We start from the raw sequence: 15,042 nt of genomic DNA, 5'->3' as shown, positions 1-15,042 counted from the left end.
GCCGCGGTCCGTGTCCACCCGCTTGTGGTCTCGGTCCGAAGCTGTCGCCCAATCGGCAAAGGGTAGCAGGCCGCCCGCCCTTCCTGCCCGCCCCCACGGCCGGGGCATCGCCCGCTGTCGCCGCCCTGATCGGCCGCTCAGCGGCCGCAGAAACGTCGGATTGCGGTGCGCAATACTTCCGCACCGAAGCCCCGCCGCAACAGGAAATCACCTGCCTTGCGCCGGGCCGCCATGTCGTCAGCGAGAACAACGGCATCGAAGCGTCGTTCAAGCAGGTCGAGCGCGCGGGCCGGCCAGTCGGCATCGCCCTCGTCTTCGAGCGCCTGGAAGGCGCCTGCAATGACATCCGAGGCGAGGCCGTGGACCGCCAGCTCGGCCTCGATCCGGACCGGACCGTAGCCGCCCATGACCCGTGCACGCGCAAGGCTGGCGGCGAATCGGGCATCGTCCTGCCAACCCGCGTCGGCCATCGTGGCCACGGCTGCCTCCGCCTCGTGGTCGCTGATCCCGCGCGCGATCAACTTGCGCTGCAACTCGGGCTTCGAGTGCTCGCGCCGCACCAGCAGGGCGAGCGCGCGCTGCGCGGGCGTGGCCTCACGCCGGCGCCGACGCGGCGACGCCGGCGCATTCTCTGCACCGGCGTCGTCGTTGCCCGCGTCATCAGTCGTCGCGGGCTGGCGGACCAGGCCGTCGACCGGGCCGGCAGGCCCTGACTCAGTCGTCGTCGCTTTCTTCATTGGCCGCCGCGGCCGCCAGCACTGCTGCAGGCAACAGCTTCTCGCGGATCCCCGCCTCGATGCGCGCGGCGACCTCCGGGTTGTCCTTGAGGTACTGGCGGGCATTTTCCTTGCCCTGCCCGATCCGCTCGTCGCCCGCGCTGTACCAGGCGCCCGCCTTTTCAATCAGCTTGGCTTCGACACCCATGTCGATCAGCTCGCCCTCGCGGCTGATGCCTTCGCCGTAGAGGATTTCGGTGATGACCTGCTTGAACGGGGGCGCCATCTTGTTCTTGACGACCTTGATGCGGGTCTGGTTGCCGATGATCTCGTCGCCCTTCTTGATCGCGCCGATGCGGCGGATGTCGAGGCGGACCGAGGCGTAGAACTTCAGCGCGTTGCCGCCGGTCGTGGTCTCGGGGCTCTGGCCCGGCATCATGATGCCGATCTTCATGCGCAGTTGGTTGATGAAGAACACCATGCAGTTGCTGCGCTTGATGTTGCCGGTCAGCTTGCGCAGCGCCTGGCTCATCAGACGGGCCTGCAGACCGGGCAGCTGGTCGCCCATCTCGCCTTCGATTTCGGCGCGCGGGGTCAGCGCGGCGACCGAGTCGATGACGACCATGTCGACCGAGTTCGAGCGCACCAGCATGTCGGCGATTTCGAGCGCCTGCTCACCGGTGTCGGGCTGCGAGACCAGCAGGTCCTCGACGTTGACGCCGAGCTTCGCGGCGTACGTCGGATCGAGCGCGTGCTCGGCATCGATGAACGCCGCGACGCCGCCCATCTTCTGGCACTGCGCGATCGTCTGCAGGGTCAGCGTGGTCTTGCCCGAGGACTCCGGACCATAGACTTCGATGACACGGCCGCGCGGCAGGCCGCCGATGCCGAGTGCGAGATCGAGCTGCAGCGAACCGGTCGGGATCACCGGCACCACTTCAGACACGCGGTCGCCCATGCGGATCACCGAGCCCTTGCCGAACTGCTTCTCGATCTGGCTCAGGGCTGCGGACAGCGCGCGCTTCTTGTTCTCGTCCATCGTGGTGGTCCTCGTCATTCGTGTTCCGGTGTGTGGGACGCATCGTCGCAGGCGCGGATCGCACAGGCTGCGACGCAGTGGCGTGGTGATGTCGACGCTAGAGCCGGACGTGCCGGCCGGTCAGGAGTGGATCGGGCGCCGGCCGGTCGGGAAACACCGCGACCGCGATGGGTATCGCGCCGACTCACCGGTTCGGCCGGACCAGGCCGCAGTACAGGCCTTCGATCGCGAAGTCCTGGTCGGGCAATACGTCGATCGGTGCGTAGTCCGGATTGCGCGGCAGCAGGCGGATCCGGTCCTTGCCGATCTTCAGCAGCTTGACGGTGATCGCGTCGTCCAGCCGGGCGACGACGATCTGACCGGAGCGCGCATCGCGGGTGCGATGCACGCCGATCAGATCGCCCTCGAAGATGCCTTCGTCGCGCATCGAATCGCCCTTGACCTTGAGCAGGTAGTCCGGCGACGGCGAGAACAGCACGCGGTCGAGCACGACGTAGTCGTCCGAGCCGATGTCCGCCCCGATCGGCAGGCCGGCGGCCACCTGGCCGAGCACCGGCAGGCGCAGCGCCTCGGCCGTGCGTGCATCGCCGAGTGGCAGCAGGTGCTGCGCTGCCTGCGGGGCGACGCGCAGCCGGATTCCGCGCGCACGGCCCGGCAGCCGCTCGATCGCGCCTGCAGTCTCGAGTGCGTCGAGGTGGTATTGCGCGGCGCGGACGCCGCTGAACCCGAATGCCCGTGCGATCTCGGTCTGCGACGGCGGCATGCCCTCGGCCTCGATGCGGTCACCGATCATCTCGAGAATGGCGCGCTGGGTCGTGGACAGGTTCATGGTTAGTAGTATTACTACTAACTGATTTAGACGCAAGCCTGATGCCGGGGGCGATGCGCCGGCTCAAACGCCCGCCGCTATCGGGCGGGCGCCGCCACAGGCGTCGGCACAGCCAGATGCGAGCCGTCGAGCACCGCCCCACCCCGCGGTGTGCTGCCGACGACCGCGTCGGCCGGCAGCGGTCCGCCATCGAGATGGGCGTCCACCTGGTCCAGCGCGGCATACACGTACGGCAGCAGCGGCACGTAGCGGGCGGCGTAGTCGGGAAGCGCGAGGAAACCGTCGAAGTGCTGCGCATGCGGCACCTGCCAGAGGCGCACCTCGCGCCCGGCCGCCTGCGCGGTGGTCACGTAGGGCACGCTGGTGAAGGCCATCGGGATCAGTCCGTCGTCGACGCCGTGCACGACGACCACCGGCAGCCCGCTCCGCGGCAGGCCGGCACGGGTCTCGGCGATGCCGGTCTGGACGCGGCGCGCATCGGCGTCATCGCCCACGGCCAGCGCACGCAGGCATTGCAGACCCGGCAGCACGGGGTCCGGACCGGCCATTGGCGGATCGACGATGCCGACGCCAGCGCCCGGCGGAATTCCACTGCCGTCGCTCCACCAGGCAGCCCGTTCGGTCGCGGTCGCGGCGCGGCGTGCGAGATCGGCGCCCTGGGCCGAGTACCGGTACCCGCAGGGGTGCGCATCGGCGGAATAGCGGCCGTAGGCGGAGGCATAGGTCACCGCGACCGCACGCCAAAGATCGAAGCCGACCGACAGCGCGCCGGCGCGCAGGGCGCCATCGGTCCAGCCGTTGGCACGCAGGGTCTGCAGCGCGGACTGCGATTGGGACGCAGGGTCGGTGCCTTCGACCAGACCGGCCGCACGCAGCGAGGCGCAGCGCGCGGTCCACAGCGGCGCCACCTGCGCGGTCAATGGCGGCTGCGGCAGGTTGTCGACGGCGAGCAGCGCGCACGGCATCAGCAGCGCGGCTTCGGTGGTGTAGTCGTAGAGCGCGCGCGCGCCCGGCGCGTCGACGTGGATGCTGGGCTCGCCGGCGACCACGGCATCGAGCCAGTCGCCTTCGAGCTCCGCCGCGCGCAGCACCGCGCCGCCGCCATTGGAGATGCCGACCGCGATGACGCGCGTACTGTCGAAGTCGAACGGCGCATCGTCCGGATACGCCTCGCCGAGCGCCTGCAGCGCGAACTCGGCGGCCTGGCGCACATGACGGCCCCAGTCGGCCTCGGGGTTGTCGCCGGAATGCGCGTGCTTGAACGCGACGCCCTGCCCCGTGCCCTCGGGCGCGAATATGGCTTGTGCGCGATCAGCGGACGGTGTGCCGTCGGCCGCGATGCCGATGCCCGCATCGGCATCGAAGTAATCGGTGCCTGCACCCTTGTCGGTGTAGGCGACGGCGCAGCCCTTCGGCAGACCCCAGGCGCCGGCGACGGCGATCGCGCCATAGATGCCGCGCGAGCCGGACGATGCGGTCACCACGATGCAGCGACGCGTGCGGTCGAAGCCGTCGGGTACCTGCACCAGAACGCGGTGCGGCTGCGAGGCGCCGGGCACCGTGGCCAGCGCGTGGAATTCGCGGCCCGGCACCGCAGCCAGGCTGCCGTAGAGCGTGCCGTAGCCGCCCCCCGGCGCGAGGTCGGCGATGCCGCGCCAGTTCGCCCACAACGCGCGACGACGCGCTTCGGCGCCGAGCGGACGCTCGGGGTCGGCGAAGGTCGGCGGCGTCATCGCCTGCAGGCCGGCCAGCCCGAGGCCGGCGGTCAGCAGATCGTCGTCGCCGCGATGGAGGCTGGTGCGCTGGGCGCTGAACATCGTGGCGTCGTCTCCGCGCATCGAGGCAGGATCGCTTCGCATCGCACTGCCGGCACAGGCGGCGAGCGAGAGCGCGAGGGTGGCGAGGCACAGCGGCCGGAGCATGCGGATCTTGGTCATGCAGGCACCGTAGCAGTGCGCTCACCGTGGGCCATCGTACTTTGGTACCAGCCGCGCGGCCGGCCCGGGCTTGCTAGTGTGGCGATCGGATCCGAACGCGGGATTCGACGCCAGCGTTCGCGGCCACCCCGCCGAATCCCTGATTCCGAATCCCCAATCCCGGCCCCCGAATGCCCAAGCTGCTGATCGCCGACGACCATCCGCTGTTCCGCGCCGCACTGCGCGGCGCGGCCGCCGATGCGGCGCCGGACGTCGTCACCCGCGAAGCCGAAACGCTGGCCGGCGTGCTGGCGCTGCTGGATGCCGAGGACGACGTCGACCTCGTGCTGCTGGATCTGCACATGCCGGGCAACCACGGGCTCGCCGGACTGGCGGCGATCCGCGCCCAGTTCCCGGCGGTGGCCGTGGTGCTGGTCTCGGCGAACGAGGATCCGCTGGTCGTGCGCCGCGCGCTCGACCACGGCGTCGCCGGCTACATCCCCAAGAGCGCGGGCCTGGGCGAATTGCGCGATGCGATCCGCACGGTGCTGGCCTGCGAGCAGTGGCTGCCGCCCGCGCTGCGCGCCGCGGTCGCACGCGCGCAGTCGGCGCCCGAGGACACCGACCTGGCCGCGCGCCTGGCCAGCCTGACGCCGCAGCAGTTCCGGGTGCTGTCGCTGGTGGCCGAGGGCCTGCTCAACAAGCAGATCGCCGACCGGCTGGACGTGCAGGAGCGCACGATCAAGGCGCACATGTCGGCGATCTTCGAGAAACTCGGCGCGCGCAACCGCACGCATGCCGGCGTGATCCTGCGTGGGCTGGAGATCACCGATCCGGCGCAGCGCGTCGCAGGCTGATCCTGACGATCAGTCGGCGCTTGGAGTACGCCGTTTCGGTGGATTGACCCACTGCACCTGCAGGCCGCGCCGCAATGCCTTTCGTTCGACCTGGGCGATGTAGGCGCTGTCCTGGACCATCAGGCCGGGCCGGGGCGGCGGCGCACGCGTCGGCCTCTGCGCTTGTGTCGCGCATCCCGCCATCGCGGCCGTCGCCAGCACCGTCACTACGAGACCATTGCGTCGTGCCCGGGTGGTCATGCGTCTGCTCCGCGACCGGCCGCCAATGGCCTATTGCCGCTTTACACCTCGCGCGGGCGGGCGATTCAGCCGTCCGTCGGAACGGCGGTGTCCTGCCGACCGGCGGCATTGTGGATGCTGCCGAGTTCGGCGAGCACGGCGGTCGCATAGCACCCGGCCGGCAATGCGAACGCCAGCGTCAGCGTGGCGGCATCGCGCCATTCCCAGGTCAGCGTGCCGGGCACCAGGCGGGTGGCACGCCGGTCCTGGTCAAGCCCTGCTTGTTCGAGCCCGGCCCGCAGCGCCAGGGCTTCGGCATCCTCCAGCGCCGCGAGCTCGCAGGCATGCGCCTCGCCGGTCGTGCGCAGCACGCCGCGCCCCCACAGCGGCGCCGTCGGATGGATGTCGTGCGCGGCGGCGCGCGCGTCGAGGGCGGCGCCCGGCGCTTCCGGCCCGAAGACGCTGCGGCTGCCGTCGAGCATCCACACCTCGCCCTCGAGGCCGGTCGCCCAGTGTCCAGCGGCGACCCGGGCCGCCAGCACGCGATTGAACAGCGCCGACCGCGCTGACGACAGCAGCATCGCGCGCTGCTCCCGGGCCACGCGTCGACGCGGCGCGGCGAACATCGCCAGCGCCTTGCCGACGTTGCCGCCGCCGTGGCCGAAGCGCTGTTCGCCGAAATAATTGGGCACGCCCGCGGCGGCGATCGTCTGCAGGCGAGACTCGATCGCGGCCCGGTCACCCTGCACCTCGCGCAGCGTGAGCGCGAAGCGATTGCCCGCCAGCGCACCGCGCGGCAGCTTGCGCGAATGCCGGGCGGCGGCCAGCACCCGCAGGCCCTGCCCCGCGCCCGACGCCATGGCTTCGAGCACCGCGGCGTCGGGATCGGCGCGCCCCGGCAGTTGCACGCTGAAGCGCTGGGTAGTCAGCGCGTGCCGGTCCTTGAGCCCGGCATACCCGACCGCACGCTCGTCGACGCCGGCCCACTGCGCGAGCAGCCGGGCGACGAACGCGGTGTTCATGCCGCGCTTCTCGATGGTGAGCAACAGGTGCTCGCCCTGACCGCTGGGCGCGAACGCGTCGAGTTCGTCGACCCGGAAATCCTCGGCGTCCTGACGGATCGTCGCCGTCAGCACCGCGTCGCCGTGCGCGCGCGGCAGTGCGTCGGCGCCGCTCACGCCGCGACGAGCAGGCACACCGCCTGCGCGGCGATGCCTTCACCGCGGCCGGTGAATCCGAGGCGCTCGCTGGTCGTGGCCTTGACCGACACGCGCTCGACGTCGATGCCGAGATCGCCAGCGATCGCCTCGCGCATCGCCTGCGCGTGCGGCCCGATCTTCGGGCGCTCGCAGATCACGGTGACGTCGGCATTGCCGACCTGCCATCCACGCGCGGCCAGCAGGCCGTTGCAGTGCCGCAGCAGCGCGCGGCTGTCGGCCCCTTTCCAGCGATCGTCGGTCGGCGGGAAATGCACGCCGATGTCACCGAGCGCGAGCGCGCCGAGCAGCGCATCGCACAGCGCGTGCAACGCGACATCGCCATCGCTGTGCGCGAGCACGCCGTGCGTGTGCGGCACGCGCACGCCGCCGACCATCACGTGGTCGCCGGGGCCGAAGGCGTGGACATCGATGCCCTGACCGATGCGGAAGCTGGGAATTGCGGACATGCGGATTCGCTCGGAAGGGAATGAGAGTGCGTGGTGACCACGCCACGGGCCACGCGGCATCACGCCGCGCACGCGGCCTCAAACGCCGCGCTGCGCCAGCACGAATTCGAAACGCGCCAGATCGGCCGGCGTGGTGATCTTGAAGTTGTCGTCGGCGCCTTCCACCAGCAGCGGACGTGCGCCCTGCCGTTCCATCGCCATCGCCTCGTCGGTGACGGCGACGCCGGCCGCCGCGGCGGCCTCGAGCGCACGTGCCAGCTGCAGACGCCGAAACAGCTGCGGCGTCAGCGCGCGCCACAGGCGCTCGCGCGGCTCGGTGCCGTCGATACCGCCGTCGTCACCCGCCCGCTTGAGTGTGTCGCGCACCGGCGCAGCCAGGATCGCACCGACCGGATCGGCACGACCGCGTTCGAGCAGCGCATCGAGATCGGCATGGGCGAGGTTCGGACGCGCCGCGTCGTGGACCAGCACGAAATCGTCGGCGCGCACCGTGTCCGGCAGCGCAGCCAGCCCCGCGAACACCGAATCCGCACGTGTCGCGCCGCCGACCGTGCGCAGCAGCGGCTTGCCGTGCGTCGCCATGTCCAAGCCTGCGTTGGCCTCGAGGGCGTCGTGCTCGCCGGTCACCAGCACCACGCCGGCCACACCGGCGTGCACGGTCAGCGCGGCGAGCGTATGCGCGAGGACGCTGCGGCCGCCGATCTGCAGGTACTGCTTCGGCACGTCGCCTCCGAAGCGTGCACCACGCCCGGCCGCGGGGACGATGACCCAGGTCACGGCGCTTCACCGCGCGCAGCGGCGTCGGGGTCCAGGCCGTGTTCCACGGGAAGCGGCGCGAGGCGCGCATCGTCGACCACCCGGTAGAAGGTTTCCCCCGGTTTGATCATGCCCAGCTCGCCGCGCGCGCGTTCCTCGATCGCGGCCTCGCCCGATTTCAGGTCGGCCACTTCGGCCGCCAGCGCATCGTTGCGCTGCTGCAGCCCCTCGTTCTGGCGCGCCTGTGTCTCGACGCGCCCGCGCAGTTCCTCGACCTGGGTGGTGCCGCCGACGCCGAACCACAGCCGGTACTGCAGCCACGCCAGCAGGCCCGCCAGGCCCAGCAGCACGAGAAGGAACGCGCGGACGCGCATGGCGGTGCCGGCTCCGGACTCAGCGCGTCAGCGACACGAACGCATCGCGGCCGGCGTAGCGCGCGCCCGTGCCGAGGGCTTCCTCGATGCGCAGGAGCTGGTTGTACTTGGCCACGCGGTCGCTGCGGCACAGCGAGCCGGTCTTGATCTGGGTCGCCGTGGTGGCGACCGCGATGTCGGCGATCGTCGTGTCCTCGGTCTCGCCCGAGCGGTGCGAAACGACCGAGGCGTACTTCGCCGCGTCGGCCATCGCGATGGCTTCAAGCGTCTCGGTCAGCGTGCCGATCTGGTTGACCTTGATCAGGATCGCGTTCGCGGTCTTCGAATCAATGCCTTCCTTGAAGATCTTCGGATTGGTGACGAACAGATCGTCACCCACCAGCTGCACCTTGTCGCCGATGCGGTCGGTGAGCTGCTTCCAGCCGGTCCAGTCGTCCTCGGCCATGCCGTCCTCGATCGTGACGATCGGGTACTGCGCGGCCCAGTCGGCGAGGAAGTCGACGAACTGCTCGCCGGTCAGGCGCTTGTTCTCGCCGACCAGGTGGTACTTGCCGTTGTCGAAGAACTCGCTCGACGCGACGTCCAGACCCAGCAGGACGTCGTCGCCGGCGCTGTAGCCGGCCTTGCCGATCGCTTCGAGAATCGTGTCCAGCGCTTCGACGTTGCTGCGGAAATCCGGCGCGAAGCCGCCCTCGTCGCCGACCGCCGTGCTGAGGCCATGGCCCTTGAGCACCGACTTGAGCGCGTGGAAGATTTCGGTGCCGGCGCGCAGCGACTCGGAAAAGCTGCTGAAACCGACCGGCAGCACCATGAATTCCTGGAAATCGACATTGTTGTCGGCATGCGCGCCGCCGTTGATGATGTTCATCATCGGCACCGGCAGCACCGGCGCGCGGTCGCCGGCCAGCAGCTTCCACAGCGGGATCTTCTTCGACGCGGCCAGCGCATGCGCGTTCGCCATCGACACGCCGAGCAGCGCGTTCGCGCCCAGGCGGCCCTTGTTCTCGGTGCCGTCGAGATCGATCAGGCGCTTGTCGAGACCGGCCTGGTCGGCGGCGTCGAAGCCCTTCAGCGCCTCGGCGATCGCGCCGTTGACGTTGCCCACGGCCTTGCGCACGCCCTTGCCGAGATAGCGCGTCTTGTCGCCGTCGCGCAGCTCCACCGCCTCACGGGCGCCGGTCGAGGCGCCGGACGGCACCATCGCGCGGCCGAAGCTGCCGTCGTCCAGTGTCACTTCGGCTTCGAGGGTCGGATTACCGCGGGAATCGAGGATTTCGCGGGCGTGGATCTTGGCGATGGTCGTCATGGTCGGTTCGGAAGTCTCGTTCGGCAGGAAAGGGAAGGATCAAGCGATGGTGCAGCCGCCGGTGATGCAGGCGACGCTGCGGTCAGAGATCGGATTCGGCGAAGCCCGCGCGCTTGGTTACAGCGTCGAGTTCGAGCATCGTTTCCAGCAGCGCACGCATGCGGTGCAGCGGCCACGCATTCGGACCGTCGCTGAGCGCCTCTTCCGGCTTGGGATGCGTTTCCATGAAGACGCCCGCCACGCCGACGGCGACCGCCGCGCGTGCCAGCACCGGCACGAACTCGCGCTGGCCGCCGCTGGAGGTGCCCTGCCCGCCCGGCAGCTGCACCGAATGTGTCGCGTCGAATACGACGGGGCAGTTCGTCTCGCGCATCACCGCCAGAGAACGCATGTCGCTGACGAGGTTGTTGTAGCCGAAGCTCGCGCCGCGCTCGCAGACCATGATCTGCTCGTTGCCGGTGGACTTGGCCTTTTCGACGACCGGCTTCATGTCCCACGGCGACAGGAACTGGCCCTTCTTGATGTTGACCGGCTTGCCGGCGGCGCAGACCTTCTTGATGAAATCGGTCTGGCGCACGAGGAAGGCCGGCGTCTGCAGCACGTCGACGACCGAGGCGACCTCGTCCATCGGCGTGTACTCGTGCACGTCGGTGAGCACCGGCATGCCGAGCTGGCGCTTCACCTCGCTCAATACGCGCAGGCCTTCTTCCATGCCCGGGCCGCGGAAGCTGGTGCCGGAGGTGCGGTTGGCCTTGTCGAAGCTCGACTTGAAGATGAAGTTGATGCCGAGATCGGACGTGATCTCCTTCAGCTGGCCGGCGACATCGAGCTGCAACTGCTCGGACTCGATGACGCAGGGACCGGCGATCAAAAAGAACGGCTGGTCGAGACCGACCTCGAACCCACAAAGCTTCATGCGTGTGCCTCCTTGAGGCGCGTGGCGTCGACCTTCGCGCCGCCGGCCCGCCGCGCGCGCGCGGCGCCCACGAAACCGACGAACAACGGATGTCCGCCGCGCGGCGTGGACAGGAACTCGGGATGCGCCTGGCAGGCGATGAACCACGGGTGCTGCGGCAGCTCGACCATCTCCACCAGCAGATCGTCCATCGACTTGGCCGAGATCATCAGGCCGGCGTCCTCGAGCTGGGTGCGGTAGCGGTTGTTGAATTCGTAGCGGTGGCGGTGACGCTCGCCCACGACGTCCTGGCCATAGACCTCGCGCGACTTCGTGCCGGGCTTCAGGCGCTGCTCCTGCAGGCCCAGACGCATCGTGCCGCCGAGGTCGCTCTTCTCGTCGCGACGCTCCACTTCACCGGTCTGCGTGCGCCATTCGGTGATCAGACCGATCACCGGATGCGGGGACTGCTTGTCGTTCTCGGTGCTGTTGGCGCCTTCGAGACCGGCGACATTGCGCGCCATGTCGACGACGGCGGCCTGCATGCCGTAACAGATGCCGAAATACGGCAGGCCGGTTTCGCGCGCGAACTGCGAGGCCAGCACCTTGCCTTCGAAGCCGCGGTCGCCGAAACCGCCGGGCACCAGCACGCCGTCGACATCGCCGAGCCACGCGGCGGCGCCGTCGCGCTCGATGTCCTGGGATTCGATCCACTTCAGGCTCACGCGTGTGCGCTGGCGGATGCCACCGTGCTTGAGCGCCTCGCCGACCGACTTGTAGGCATCCTTGTGGTCGACGTACTTGCCGACGACGCCGATGGTCACTTCGTCGATGGGGTGCTCGACCGCGTTGACGACGTCGATCCACTCCGAGAGATCGGCGGTCGGAGCGGCCTTGGCATCCAGGCGCAGGCGCTCGACGACCAGCTGGTCCAGGCCCTGGGCATGCAGCCACATCGGAATCTTGTGGATGTTGTCGAGATCGACGGCGGAGATCACCGCCTTCTCCGACACGTTGGTGAAGGAGGCGATCTTGCGGCGCTCGCCGTCGGGCAGCGGCTGCTCGCTGCGGCACAGCAGGATGTCGGGCTGGATGCCGATCGAGCGCAACTCCTTGACCGAGTGCTGCGTCGGCTTGGTCTTAAGCTCGCCTGCGGCGGCGATGTACGGCACCAGGGTCAGGTGCATGAAGACAGCCTTGTCGCTGCCGCGGTCGGTGCGGATCTGGCGGATCGCTTCGAGGAACGGCAGCGATTCGATGTCGCCGACCGTGCCGCCGATCTCGACCAGGGCGACGTCGAAGCCCTGGGTGGCCTCGTCGATCGCGCGCTTGATCGCATCGGTGATGTGCGGGATCACCTGCACGGTCGCGCCGAGGTAATCACCGCGGCGTTCCTTGCGGATCACGCTCTCGTAGATCTTGCCGGTCGTGATCGAGTTCTTGCCCGACAGGCGCACGTTGATGAAGCGCTCGTAGTGGCCGAGATCGAGGTCGGTTTCCGCGCCGTCGTCGGTCACGTAGACCTCGCCGTGCTGGAACGGGCTCATCGTGCCGGGGTCGACGTTGATGTAGGGATCGAGCTTCATCATCGTCACCCGCAGGCCGCGGGCCTCGAGGATGGCGGCCAGAGACGCGGCCGCGATGCCCTTGCCGAGGGAGGAGACCACGCCGCCGGTGACGAAGACGAGCGGAGTGACGGAACTGTTGGGGAGAGTCATGAGCACAGCGGGTCGCTGGAAAGCCCCATTCTACAGGCTGACGCCGGCGGGCGTCCGGCCGCGGATGCTCGGCGCGGAAAAAACGCGGACCTCAGACGCGAACGCCCCGGCCAGGCCGGGGCGCTCGGTCACACGGAACGCAGCGTCGATCAGGCCGGATCGCCCGCTTCCTCTTCCTCGATCTCGGTGGCCTGCTGCTCGGCCTCGGCCTGGGCATCGTAGGCCTCGTTGACGGCGTCGGCGGCGTAGCTGCTCTCGACGGCGGCGTCCTGGGCTGCGGTCTCGGCCGCCTGGGCAGCGGCTTCGGCCGTCTGCGCGTCGGTCTCGGCCTGCTGGGCGGCGGCCTGGGCGGCACGTGCCTCCTGCTCCATGGTCGCCTCCTGGGCGAACGCCGGCGCGGCGAAGGCGGTGGAGACGATGGCGGCGAACAGAACGTGGCGGGTCTTCATTGGACTCTCCCTGGAACGGAATGAATGGACATCGGAAAGGGGATCAAACGCGCCGACCGGTAGGGGGGTGGGCCGGCGAAACGTCGATGCATGCTGCCGTCGACAGCCCCAACCTAGCCAGCAGAAACCGGCCTCAGCCTGAACAACGGGGGCGTTACAGCGGCTCCACGCGGCGCTAACGGAACTGCAAGCGGTTACATGCGGTCGCGCCGGGATTCCACCGATTTCGGGCGCCCGGGGTGCCGGATGACGCGATCCATTACCATGCGCCGGTCTTTCCGCTCCGGGCACGCATGAACACCCGCTACAACGCCGCCGACATCGAAGTCCTCTCCGGCCTGGATCCGGTCAAGCGCCGCCCCGGCATGTACACCGACACCACGCGCCCGAACCATCTGGCGCAGGAAGTCATCGACAACGCTGTCGACGAAGCACTGGCCGGGCACGCCCGCGAGATCGCCGTCACGCTGTTCAAGGACGGCAGCTGCGAGGTGTCCGACGACGGCCGCGGCATGCCGGTCGACATCCATCCGGAAGAAAAGATTCCGGGCGTCGAGCTGATCCTCACCCGCCTGCACGCGGGCGGAAAGTTCAGCAACAAGAACTACACCTTCAGCGGCGGCCTGCACGGCGTCGGCGTCAGCGTGGTCAATGCGCTGTCGACGCTGGTGGAAGTGCACATCAAGCGCGACGGCAGCGAGCACCGCATCACCTTCCGTGATGGCGACCGCGCGTCGCCGCTGGAAGTGGTCGGCACGGTCGGCAAGAAGAACACCGGCACCCGCGTGCGCTTCTGGGCCGACCCGAAGTATTTCGACAGCCCGAAGTTCAGCGTGCGCGCCCTGCGTCATCTGCTGCGCGCCAAGGCCGTGCTGTGCCCGGGCCTGACCGTGACCCTGCTCGACGAAGCCACCGGCGAACGCGACCAGTGGCTGTTCGAGGACGGCCTGCGCGATTACCTCAAGGGCGAACTGGCCGAACGCGAACTGCTGCCGCCGGAGCTGTTCGTCGGCGCGCTGAAAAAGGACACCGAAACTGTCGACTGGGCGGTCGCGTGGGTGGTGGATGGCGAGCTGGTGCAAGAGAGCTACGTCAATCTGATCCCCACCGCACAGCACGGCACCCACGTCAACGGCCTGCGCACCGGCTTCACCGACGCGCTGCGCGAGTTCTGCGACTTCCGCAATCTGTTGCCGCGCGGCGTCAAGCTGGCGCCGGAAGACGTCTGGGACCGTGTCGCCTTCGTGCTGTCGATGAAGATGACCGATCCGCAGTTCTCCGGCCAGACCAAGGAGCGGCTGTCGTCGCGTCAGGCCGCGGGCTTCGTCGAGGGCGCGGCGCACGACGCCTTCAGCCTGTGGCTCAACCAGCACACTGACCTCGGCGAGAAGATCGCCCAGCTCGCGATCGACCGGGCCAGCGCGCGGCTCAAGACCGAGAAGCAGATCGTCCGCAAGAAGGTCACGCAAGGACCCGCGCTGCCGGGCAAGCTGGCCGACTGCATCAGCCAGGATCTCTCGCGTACCGAACTGTTCCTCGTCGAGGGCGACTCGGCCGGCGGCAGCGCCAAGCAGGCGCGCGACAAGGATTTCCAGGCGATCCTCCCGCTGCGCGGCAAGATCCTCAACACCTGGGAAGTCGCGAGCACCTCGGTGCTGGGCTCGGAGGAAGTGCACAACCTGGCGATCGCGATCGGCTGCGATCCGGGCAAGGAGGACATCTCCGGCCTGCGCTACGGCAAGGTCGTGATCCTGGCCGACGCGGACTCCGACGGCCTGCACATCGCGACGCTGCTGTGCGCGCTGTTCCTGCGCCATTTCCCGGCGCTGGTCGCGGCCGGCAACATTTTCGTCGCGATGCCGCCGCTGTTCCGCGTCGACGTGGGCAAGCAGGTGTTCTACGCGCTCGACGAGGAAGAGAAGCGCCTGCTGCTGGAGAAGATCGCGCGCGAGAAGCTCAAGGGCCAGATCAACGTGACCCGGTTCAAGGGTCTGGGCGAGATGAATCCCTCGCAGCTGCGTGAATCGGCGATCCATCCCGATACCCGCCGCCTGGTGCAGCTGACGATCGACGACGATCTGCAGACGCGCTCGCTGGTCGACATGCTGCTGGCGAAGAAGCGCGCCGGCGACCGCAAGGCGTGGCTGGAGACCAAGGGCGATCTGGCGACGCTGGAGGTCTGAGCGTGGCGAGCCTCTTGCCTTGCGGCAGCATGGCGATTCGCTTCAACTGACGCCCCGCTGTGGCCACAGCGCGCGACAGGATTGACCGGACATGGGCGGGGATACGGCCCCGCCAGACC

The 15,042-nt window shown here is 69.2% G+C and carries 15 protein-coding genes; 2 read left to right on the top strand and 13 right to left on the bottom strand.

Annotated features, from left to right (window positions below; translation table 11 throughout):
* Nucleotides 1–137 precede the first annotated feature (137 nt).
* The 4 genes from ACF3M1_RS05465 to ACF3M1_RS05450 all read right to left on the bottom strand — a co-directional run bounded on the left by ACF3M1_RS05465 (nt 138) and on the right by ACF3M1_RS05450 (nt 4,521).
* A complete protein-coding gene (locus tag ACF3M1_RS05465) occupies nt 138–737 on the bottom strand; it encodes a regulatory protein RecX (protein ID WP_394004597.1) in 600 nt (199 codons plus the stop codon).
* Entirely contained in the window at nt 715–1,755 is a 1,041-nt protein-coding gene (gene recA, locus ACF3M1_RS05460) for a recombinase RecA (protein ID WP_394005189.1), read from the bottom strand. The genes ACF3M1_RS05465 and recA overlap by 23 nt, the downstream gene beginning before the upstream one ends.
* Nucleotides 1,756–1,939: 184 nt before the next feature.
* A complete protein-coding gene (gene lexA, locus ACF3M1_RS05455; protein ID WP_394004596.1) occupies nt 1,940–2,584 on the bottom strand; it encodes a transcriptional repressor LexA in 645 nt (214 codons plus the stop codon).
* 77 nt (nt 2,585–2,661) lie between these two features.
* Nucleotides 2,662–4,521 carry a 3-hydroxybutyrate oligomer hydrolase family protein gene (locus ACF3M1_RS05450; RefSeq protein WP_394004595.1) on the bottom strand — a complete coding sequence of 620 codons (1,860 nt, stop codon included), beginning with the start codon at nt 4,519–4,521 and terminating at the stop codon, nt 2,662–2,664.
* 170 nt (nt 4,522–4,691) lie between these two features.
* On the opposite strand from ACF3M1_RS05450, the gene ACF3M1_RS05445 reads away from it, so the two are divergent.
* Entirely contained in the window at nt 4,692–5,357 is a 666-nt protein-coding gene (locus ACF3M1_RS05445; protein WP_394004594.1) for a response regulator, read from the top strand.
* 9 nt (nt 5,358–5,366) lie between these two features.
* On the opposite strand, the gene ACF3M1_RS05440 is transcribed toward ACF3M1_RS05445, so the two are convergent.
* The 9 genes from ACF3M1_RS05440 to ACF3M1_RS05400 form a co-directional block, all read right to left on the bottom strand.
* Nucleotides 5,367–5,597 (bottom strand): hypothetical protein, encoded by a 231-nt coding sequence (locus ACF3M1_RS05440; RefSeq protein ID WP_394004593.1) that lies wholly within the window; start codon nt 5,595–5,597, stop codon nt 5,367–5,369.
* A gap of 65 nt (nt 5,598–5,662) precedes the next feature.
* On the bottom strand, nt 5,663–6,754 hold the full coding sequence (truD, locus tag ACF3M1_RS05435; protein WP_394004592.1) for a tRNA pseudouridine(13) synthase TruD: 1,092 nt from the start codon (nt 6,752–6,754) through the stop codon (nt 5,663–5,665).
* Nucleotides 6,751–7,242 carry a 2-C-methyl-D-erythritol 2,4-cyclodiphosphate synthase gene (ispF, locus tag ACF3M1_RS05430; RefSeq protein WP_394004591.1) on the bottom strand — a complete coding sequence of 164 codons (492 nt, stop codon included), beginning with the start codon at nt 7,240–7,242 and terminating at the stop codon, nt 6,751–6,753. The genes truD and ispF overlap by 4 nt, the downstream gene beginning before the upstream one ends.
* Before the next feature lie 78 nt (nt 7,243–7,320).
* Complete coding sequence (ispD, locus tag ACF3M1_RS05425) at nt 7,321–8,019, bottom strand: 2-C-methyl-D-erythritol 4-phosphate cytidylyltransferase (RefSeq protein ID WP_394004590.1); 699 nt, start codon at nt 8,017–8,019, stop codon at nt 7,321–7,323.
* Nucleotides 8,016–8,372, bottom strand: coding sequence for a cell division protein FtsB (ftsB, locus tag ACF3M1_RS05420; protein ID WP_394004589.1), 357 nt, complete (start codon nt 8,370–8,372; stop codon nt 8,016–8,018). The genes ispD and ftsB overlap by 4 nt, the downstream gene beginning before the upstream one ends.
* Nucleotides 8,373–8,391: 19 nt before the next feature.
* Complete coding sequence (gene eno / locus ACF3M1_RS05415; protein WP_394004588.1) at nt 8,392–9,678, bottom strand: phosphopyruvate hydratase; 1,287 nt, start codon at nt 9,676–9,678, stop codon at nt 8,392–8,394.
* 82 nt (nt 9,679–9,760) lie between these two features.
* Entirely contained in the window at nt 9,761–10,594 is an 834-nt protein-coding gene (gene kdsA / locus ACF3M1_RS05410; protein WP_394004587.1) for a 3-deoxy-8-phosphooctulonate synthase, read from the bottom strand.
* The gene (locus tag ACF3M1_RS05405; protein ID WP_394004586.1) at nt 10,591–12,291 is read right to left on the bottom strand and encodes a CTP synthase; all 1,701 of its coding nucleotides are present in this window, start codon (nt 12,289–12,291) and stop codon (nt 10,591–10,593) included. Before ACF3M1_RS05405 ends, kdsA begins: the two co-directional genes overlap by 4 nt.
* Nucleotides 12,292–12,440: 149 nt before the next feature.
* Nucleotides 12,441–12,740: a hypothetical protein gene (locus tag ACF3M1_RS05400; RefSeq protein ID WP_394004585.1), complete on the bottom strand. Its 300-nt coding sequence runs from the start codon at nt 12,738–12,740 to the stop codon at nt 12,441–12,443.
* 293 nt (nt 12,741–13,033) lie between these two features.
* Here ACF3M1_RS05400 and parE point away from each other — a divergent pair, with 293 nt between their 5' ends.
* A complete protein-coding gene (gene parE / locus ACF3M1_RS05395; protein ID WP_394004584.1) occupies nt 13,034–14,923 on the top strand; it encodes a DNA topoisomerase IV subunit B in 1,890 nt (629 codons plus the stop codon).
* Nucleotides 14,924–15,042 lie beyond the last annotated feature (119 nt).

It is taken from the genome of Luteimonas sp. WGS1318, from assembly GCF_043187535.1.
Lineage (GTDB): Bacteria > Pseudomonadota > Gammaproteobacteria > Xanthomonadales > Xanthomonadaceae > Luteimonas.
Note: the sequence above shows the minus strand (reverse complement) of the source record. Positions and strands in the feature narration are given on the sequence as shown.

Coding starts and splice junctions, on each gene's coding strand:
- ACF3M1_RS05465 (WP_394004597.1), bottom strand. CDS start 737: ATGAAGAAAGCGACGACGACTGAGTCAGGGCCTGCCGGCCCGGTCGAC.
- recA (WP_394005189.1), bottom strand. CDS start 1,755: ATGGACGAGAACAAGAAGCGCGCGCTGTCCGCAGCCCTGAGCCAGATC.
- lexA (WP_394004596.1), bottom strand. CDS start 2,584: ATGAACCTGTCCACGACCCAGCGCGCCATTCTCGAGATGATCGGTGAC.
- ACF3M1_RS05450 (WP_394004595.1), bottom strand. CDS start 4,521: ATGACCAAGATCCGCATGCTCCGGCCGCTGTGCCTCGCCACCCTCGCG.
- ACF3M1_RS05445 (WP_394004594.1), top strand. CDS start 4,692: ATGCCCAAGCTGCTGATCGCCGACGACCATCCGCTGTTCCGCGCCGCA.
- ACF3M1_RS05440 (WP_394004593.1), bottom strand. CDS start 5,597: ATGACCACCCGGGCACGACGCAATGGTCTCGTAGTGACGGTGCTGGCG.
- ispF (WP_394004591.1), bottom strand. CDS start 7,242: ATGTCCGCAATTCCCAGCTTCCGCATCGGTCAGGGCATCGATGTCCAC.
- ftsB (WP_394004589.1), bottom strand. CDS start 8,372: ATGCGCGTCCGCGCGTTCCTTCTCGTGCTGCTGGGCCTGGCGGGCCTG.
- eno (WP_394004588.1), bottom strand. CDS start 9,678: ATGACGACCATCGCCAAGATCCACGCCCGCGAAATCCTCGATTCCCGC.
- kdsA (WP_394004587.1), bottom strand. CDS start 10,594: ATGAAGCTTTGTGGGTTCGAGGTCGGTCTCGACCAGCCGTTCTTTTTG.
- ACF3M1_RS05405 (WP_394004586.1), bottom strand. CDS start 12,291: ATGACTCTCCCCAACAGTTCCGTCACTCCGCTCGTCTTCGTCACCGGC.
- ACF3M1_RS05400 (WP_394004585.1), bottom strand. CDS start 12,740: ATGAAGACCCGCCACGTTCTGTTCGCCGCCATCGTCTCCACCGCCTTC.
- parE (WP_394004584.1), top strand. CDS start 13,034: ATGAACACCCGCTACAACGCCGCCGACATCGAAGTCCTCTCCGGCCTG.